The 5,120-nt window shown below is 60.1% G+C and carries 4 protein-coding genes; 1 reads left to right on the top strand and 3 read right to left on the bottom strand.

From position 1 onward, the window contains the following. The 3 genes from AC3VI7_RS12010 to AC3VI7_RS12020 form a co-directional block, all read right to left on the bottom strand. On the bottom strand, nucleotides 1–701 hold a 701-nt coding region (locus AC3VI7_RS12010; RefSeq protein ID WP_489671567.1), incomplete at its 3' end, for a glycosyltransferase. A gap of 17 nt (nucleotides 702–718) precedes the next feature. Continuing rightward, on the bottom strand, nucleotides 719–1,825 hold the full coding sequence (locus AC3VI7_RS12015; protein ID WP_489668124.1) for an SGNH/GDSL hydrolase family protein: 1,107 nt from the start codon (nucleotides 1,823–1,825) through the stop codon (nucleotides 719–721). 9 nt (nucleotides 1,826–1,834) lie between these two features. Next, nucleotides 1,835–3,241, bottom strand: coding sequence for an MBOAT family O-acyltransferase (locus AC3VI7_RS12020; RefSeq protein WP_489668125.1), 1,407 nt, complete (start codon nucleotides 3,239–3,241; stop codon nucleotides 1,835–1,837). Nucleotides 3,242–3,426: 185 nt separating this feature from the next. Between AC3VI7_RS12020 and AC3VI7_RS12025 the strand changes: the two genes are divergently transcribed. Further along, a partial coding sequence (locus AC3VI7_RS12025; RefSeq protein WP_489671568.1) for a hypothetical protein occupies nucleotides 3,427–5,120 on the top strand: 1,694 nt, incomplete at its 3' end.

A 5,120-nucleotide genomic window follows, 5' to 3' on the forward strand; every position in this document is an offset into this window, starting at 1 on the left:
CCCCAACCGACCAGCACCAGCTTGAGCGCGGGGTGCCGCTGCAACAAAGCGGGCAGCACCTCGATGAGCAAGCGCTGATTTTTCAGACCCACCAAACGGCCCACAGTGCCCACCACCTGATCCTCAGCGCTGAGGCCCAAACGTCGCCGTGCTTCTAAATGACGTGCAGGGCTCCAGGCAAAACGATCCAGCGGCACGCCGTTGAGCACCGTCATGGCCAGCTCAGGCGCGACCCAACCTTGGTTGACGAAACGGTCATGGACTTGCTGACCCACCATCGCCACCCCCCGGGTGTAGCGCAGCGACCAGAGAAAAAGTCGGCGCAGCCGGTCGTTGCTCAAGCGCAGGCCCATGTCGTGACAGGTACATACCTGCGTCGGTGCCTGGGGGCTGAACATGAGCCGCAAGGCGGCGGCCACGTAGTAGTTGGGCACAAAGTTGTGGGCGTGGACCACCTCGATGGCGCGCGCGCGCACCAAGCGCCGCAGGCCGCGCAGCACCGGCAGATCCGCCATGCGTTTCTTGCCGCCCACCACCACTTCGACACCGGCTGCTTGCAGCTCAGGCAACAAGCCTTGGGTTTCGAGCAGGCTGTAGACCACCACGCCATGCCCGCGTCGATGCTGTTCGATGGCCAGATCAGTGACCACCCGCTCCAGACCGCCTGACTCCAGAGAATCCACCACATGCAAGATCTGCATCCGCCCGCTCCTTCTCTTCAAGGTTTCGATGAAAACCGTGATGGTGAGGCTGCTTCGGCCTCAAGAATCGCCTGTGCGGCCAAGGCGGCCATGCGTTCGGCCCCTGCGTCGGTAAAGTGCACGAAATCCGCAAAGGTCTGCGCCCCACCGGGGATCTGCGCCGCCGCGTCCACCAGCGGCACATCGCGCTGCGCCGCCAGCTGACGCAGCCGCACGTTGGCCCGGCGCTCCATGTCGAGAAAGCCCGCTTCGCGCAGCTCAGGGTAGAACGAGCGCCACGCCGTGAGCGCCGCACCGTCGCCCGCTGCCAGATCAGGGCCAAAGAAGTTCGGATGCGTACTCAGCACCACCCGCGCACCGTGACGCTGCGCCGCTTGGATCGCGCAATCGACATCGGCCACAAAAGCGTCAAGCGTCGCTTCGGGCAAGGTGTCCATCACGTCCAAATGACGCTCGGCCAGACGAATGCTGGCGCGGCGCAGCAAGGTCATCACCTCCAGCGGCAAGGTCTGCTTGAGCAGCGTCACCAGCTTGCCCTTGAGGCGCGGCTCGGGGCGCTCGGGCTCCGGCAAGGCTTGGGCGGGCTGGGGCTGGGCACAAAACCCCACCGTGGTGCCGATGTAATTGGCCGGGGTTGGATAGATCAGCACCCACTGCGCAGGCGCTTTTTGCAACGAGCGCTCTAAGTAAGCCGTGCGACCGATCCGCATGCCGGGCAAAGCGATGTTGACCACCGAGGCCGAGGCCAAGCCCGACTCGCGCCGCAGGAGGGCTTCAAGCTGGCGCGGATAGTCGCGCTCGGGGCTTTCGTAAAGGCCGAAGGTTTCCGAGGCCCCCACCGTCATGACGCGCAGCGCCGACCGCGACCCTGATGGCGGTGCCAACTCCGGCCCCCGAAAACCGAGCGCGTTCATCTGCCACTTGCCAAAGTGCGCTCCCGGCCGGCCTTCTTTGCCCAAATCACTGGGTTGAAACACCGACTCAATTGAATAGTTGCCGAGCAAGGGCGCGCCCGAGCGCCAGAAGTCTTCAACACGGGCAGCGACTTCCAGTGTCGCCAAAGCCAGCAGGCCATAGCCCAGCCACACCAGCAAGGTCTTGATGCGTTCAACCGACAAAATCATCCAGCGTTCTCAAAACTGAAAGTAAACAAAAGACTGCGGCTGCCCACCGAGGAACACCGTCAGGTAGAACATCAGCGCATACACCACCACCCGCAGCGGCTTGGGCAACCACGCTTGGCGCATGAAAAAGAGGTCGCCGCTGCGCCACTGAATGAACTGCACCAGCACCAAGGGCGCGATGATCAGCGACACCCGCGCCATGCCGTCCCCATCGAGTCCACCGCTGGGATGCAAAAGGGTGAGGGTCATCTGGCCGATTTGATCAAGCGATGTGGCCCGAAACAGCAGCCAGCCGTAACAGGTAAGCAGAAACATCGCGCCGATACGCAAACCCAGCCACAGGCTGGGCAAGGCCGCCAAGCCAAGCCCCATCCGCCTCAAACCCGGCTCAAGGATGCGATGCAGCGCCTGAATGGCACCGTGATAGAAGCCCCAGAGCACAAAGTTCCAAGCTGCCCCGTGCCACAAACCGCCCAGCAGCATGGTGATCATCAAGTTGCGATAGGTCAGCCAAGCGCCCCCACGGCTACCCCCCAAGGGCTTGTAGAGATAATCACGCAACCACGATGATAAACTGATATGCCAGCGCCGCCAAAAATCAGCCGGATGGGTGGCAAAATATGGCAAATTAAAATTCAAAATAAATTCAAATCCCATGATTTTGGCAATACCACGCGCAATATCTGTATAACCTGAAAAATCGCCATAAATCTGAAACGTAAAAGCATAAACACCCAGCACCGTCATCGCCGTGGTCGGCTCTGGACTGGCAAAAGCGGCATTGACGATGGGCGACAAATTATCTGCGATAAAGACCTTCTTGAAGTATCCCCAAGCGATCAGATGCAGTCCCTCCCAGACCTGATCGGCACGGATCGTGCGCGGCTGAGTCACTTGCGGCAACAGACTGGAAGCCCGCTGGATGGGGCCGGCGACGAGGTGCGGAAAGTAGAGCACCGCCAAGAAGAAATCCCAGAACGAACGGGTCGAATGGAGCTTGCCGCGATACACGTCGATCGTGTAGGACATAGCTTGGAAGGTGTAGAAAGAAATGGCCACCGGGAGAATGATCTCCAGGGTTCCCACCGAAACCTCCCAGCCCAAACGATGCGCGAGGCTTGTGGCCGATGCTGTAAAGAAATTGAAATACTTAAAAAACCCGAGTAGCACCAAATTAGCCGTCACGCTCAAAATCAGGTAGCGCTTGCGAATCACCCGCGCCGCACCATGATCAGCGAGCCCCTCAATACGGCGAGATATAAAATAATCAAGCGAAGCAGTACAAAGCAAAGGCAGCAAAAAACGCCAATCCCAACTTGCATAGAAAATGCAACTCGCAATGACCAAGAAGGCATTCTGCTGCCGATGGGGCAATGCATAATAAATCAGCAGTACCAACGGCAAAAACAAAAACAAAAACTCTGCTGAATTAAATAGCACAACTGAGACCTTAAATAATGAAGATTTGATTATATCTCAGCACTCAAAGGACTAATTTTTCTGAAGGAGGCATCAACATTTCTGATCATTGCGTTACTTGCATTCAGCAACAATACGCACGTTTTTTTTCAGATCTATAGCTAGCCTGAGGGAGGGCACCCATGATCGACACCTACCGTTGCGCTGTCAGGTACAGCACCTTGATTTCTTGGCCTTTGTTGGTCGGCATGGGGAGTGTGAGTCAGCCGTCCCAAGCCCAAACGACCGGCACCAGCGTCACAGCGCCGCCAGCCCTGTTCAGCCTCCCCGCTTGTCTGCCCTCAGGGTTGGGCGTGGACTATCACGTCGGCCCCGGCTTGACGTATCCCACGCTCGACAGCGTGCCTTGGGAAAAGCTCGGGGCCGGTGACAGCGTGCGGATTGAGTACAACAACGGCGTGCCTTATGCCGGCAAGATGATCGTCGCCGCCAAGGGCACCGCTGCCGCGCCGGTGCGCATCTGTGGCATCCGTGGTCCCGCCAATCAGCGCCCGGAAATCGACGGCCGCGCCACCACCACCCGCGCTGCGCTGCTCAAGGAATACGGCAACCCGGCCTTTGATCCCGCCTTGGGGATGTCCAACCAAGACTTGCAACAGTCGCGCGCGGTCATCATGGTCAACAGCTTGTACACCGCACAGGCTTCGACGAGCTTCCCGAGCTACATCCAGATCGACGGCTTGGCCATCCGCCACGCGCATCCCAGCTACAGCTACATCAGCGGCTCGGGTCTACCGCAGATCTACAGCGATTTCAGCGCCGGGATTTGGATCCACAAAGGCCAGAACATCACCATCGCTGACAACGAAATCAGCGACTGCGTCCAAGCGGTCTTCAGCCGATCGACCGATCTGGCCCCGTCCGAAGTCACCCGCAACATCCAGCTCAGCGGCAACTATTTCTGGGGCCACGGTATCGTCGGCAGCGACTTGGCCCACACCACCTACACCGAAAGCGTGGGCATGGTGAATGAGTTCAACCGCTACGGTGCGCTGCGCGCCGGGGCCTTGGGCCATTCGGTCAAAGACCGCTCAGCCGGCACCGTGGTGCGCTACAACCTGATCGAAGACGGCGGCCATGCCATCGACTTGGTCGAAGCTGAAGGCTTCCCCGTAACAGCCACCGCTGAGCCGGCGTATCGCAGCGCGTTCGTCTACGGCAACTTGATCGTGCGCAACGGCAACTTGGGCAGCACGATCCACTACGGCGGCGATCACTTCGGCAGCGCCGCTGGCCTGACTTGGGGGGAACCCATCTTCCGCCAAGGCACGCTGTACGTTTACAACAACTCGGTCCATGTCACCGGCGGGCCCAAGTCGTGGATGTTCCAGCTTTCCACCACGCTGGAAAAGGCCGAGGTCTTCAACAACATCTTCGTCTACGACAGCACGGTCAATGGCGGGCGGGCGATGCGCGCACCGCAGTCGCAAGGGGTGGCTGCTCCTTGGGTGAGCGATGGCATCGTCAATCTCGGCCGCAACTGGACCAGCACCGGCTGGGTGGACTACTTCAGCCCGATCAACGGCCAGCTCAACGGCACCGCCAACTTGATCAGTGCCGCGACCGCCCCGGTCACACTCAGCACCATGGTGCCGTTGGCCAAATCGAGCCTGGTGGATGCGGCCAGCGCTTTGCCTGCCGCCGCTAGCCTGCACCCGGTGCTTTACCAGATCGACGTCAACGGCCAGCGCTCGGTGCGCACCCCCGCAGGACTTGGCCCCGATCTGGGTGCGCTCGAAGCGCCGGCGGCCGCTGCTCCTGCTCCTGCTCCTGCTCCTGCTCCTGCTCCTGCTCCTGCTCCTGCTCCTGCTCCTGC

Source organism: Leptothrix toolikensis (SeqCode) (assembly GCF_057922285.1).